Raw genomic sequence first — 1,623 nt, 5'->3', positions numbered from 1 at the left:
GAGAAAAACACGTCTCGAAACGTCGGGCTTCATACATTTCTCTCCCTCATGCGTTCCATCGGTGCACCGTCCCGGCCATCATAATCACAGACGCTTGCTGTGCAAGGCGCACGAAACGACAAATCGCGGCGCGGGCATGACAGGCCTCACCGCCAACGTCTCTCGGAGGGACGTGCTTGTCACGTCCGCATCCTCACCCCCGATGATACCATTCCGCTTCAGTGGGCAAGGTAGGTCGTGGCAAAGGCCGCGCTACCGATTACAATGATCCGCGTCCGGGGCAGCGAGAAAAATGTGCCGGCTCTGGCCGCACGACGTGTTCCGTTCATGATTCGCAACCAAGGAGTTATCGCATGGCTTCTTCAGGATTCTCGCGACGCACGTTTCTTCGCTCCACAGGAGCCGCACTCACGGCAGGAACCTTCTGCCGCGCCATGGCCGTTCCCTCGGTGATCGTGGCGGAATCCAGTGCTCCACAGGCGTCTGCCACCAGACATCCCATCCGGCTCGGCGGGCCGATTTTCGGGGGTTCTTCAGACCCGGAAGAGCTTGCCCGGCAGCATCGGGCTGAAGGCTATCGCGCGGCGTACTGTCCCGGGGTCAAGCTGGATGATCGCGAACGGCTCCGTGCCATTCGGGAAGCATTCGCAAAAAACGACGTGGTCATTGCGGAAGTCGGAGTGTGGTGCAATCTCCTGGACGCCCGACCGGACGTGCGAGCCCAGAATCTTCAGCGCGTCATCGACGGCCTGGCCATTGCCGAAGAAGTGAATGCCCGATGCTGCGTCAACATCGCCGGCTCATTCAACCCCGATGTTTGGTTTGGTCCGCATCCCAAGAATCTGTCTCAGGAATTCTTCGACGCCGTCGTGGAGAACGCGCGGAAGATCATTGATGCGGTCAAGCCGAAACGGGCCAAGTTCTGCTACGAGATGATGGGCTGGGCCCTGCCCGACAGCCCGGACTCCTATCTTCGCATGATCAAGGCTGTGGATCGCGACGCCTTCGGCGTGCACCTCGACCCCTGCAACCTCATCAACTGTCCGGAGCGCTTCTACAACAACACTGCCCTGCTCAACGAGTGCTTCGACAAACTCGGTCCCTGGATCGTCAGTTGTCACGCCAAGGACCTCAAATGGGAAGTGGAGATGAACATCCACTTTGTGGAGGTACCGTTGGGCCAGGGACAGCTCGACTATCGGACGTACCTCACGCGTCTGGCCACACTGCCGGGTGATGTGCCCCTCATGATGGAACACATGCGGAGCGCCGAGGAGTACCGCAACTCCCAGAAATACCTTCGTCAGGTCGCCCAGGAAGTCGGTGTCTCGTTTGATTGACGGGCGTTGTGGAGGCACGTCCCGGCATACGTCCCAATTTGGCAATTTCAATTTGCCGGACGAATACCTCGGGGCCAACGGCAAAGTCGCGAAGGCTAAAGCCTTCACCCAAAAGCGGCGATGAATCGCCGCACTCCATGGAGTCCGGGGCTTTAGCCGCGCTTTCGTCCCGGGACTTCAGTTCCCGGTAAAACGGAATGGACGATCCAGCGTTGAACGGCGGACCCGACAAGCGGGTCCCTCCGAAGAAGTCGTTTGGAGGGGCACGCTCGTCGTGCCCGGG

The 1,623-nt window shown here is 59.7% G+C and carries 1 protein-coding gene; it reads left to right on the top strand.

The window, feature by feature from the left end:
• The first annotated feature begins 353 nt into the window (after nucleotides 1-353).
• A complete protein-coding gene (locus tag H5U08_RS18110; RefSeq protein ID WP_297036344.1) occupies nucleotides 354-1,340 on the top strand; it encodes a TIM barrel protein in 987 nt (328 codons plus the stop codon).
• Nucleotides 1,341-1,623: the final 283 nt, after the last annotated feature.

Source organism: Thermogutta sp. (assembly GCF_014359955.1).
In the GTDB taxonomy this organism is placed as follows: Bacteria; Planctomycetota; Planctomycetia; order Pirellulales; family Thermoguttaceae; genus Thermogutta.
This window is presented reverse-complemented; position numbering and strand designations above follow the sequence as displayed.

Coding starts and splice junctions, on each gene's coding strand:
- H5U08_RS18110 (WP_297036344.1), top strand. CDS start 354: ATGGCTTCTTCAGGATTCTCGCGACGCACGTTTCTTCGCTCCACAGGA.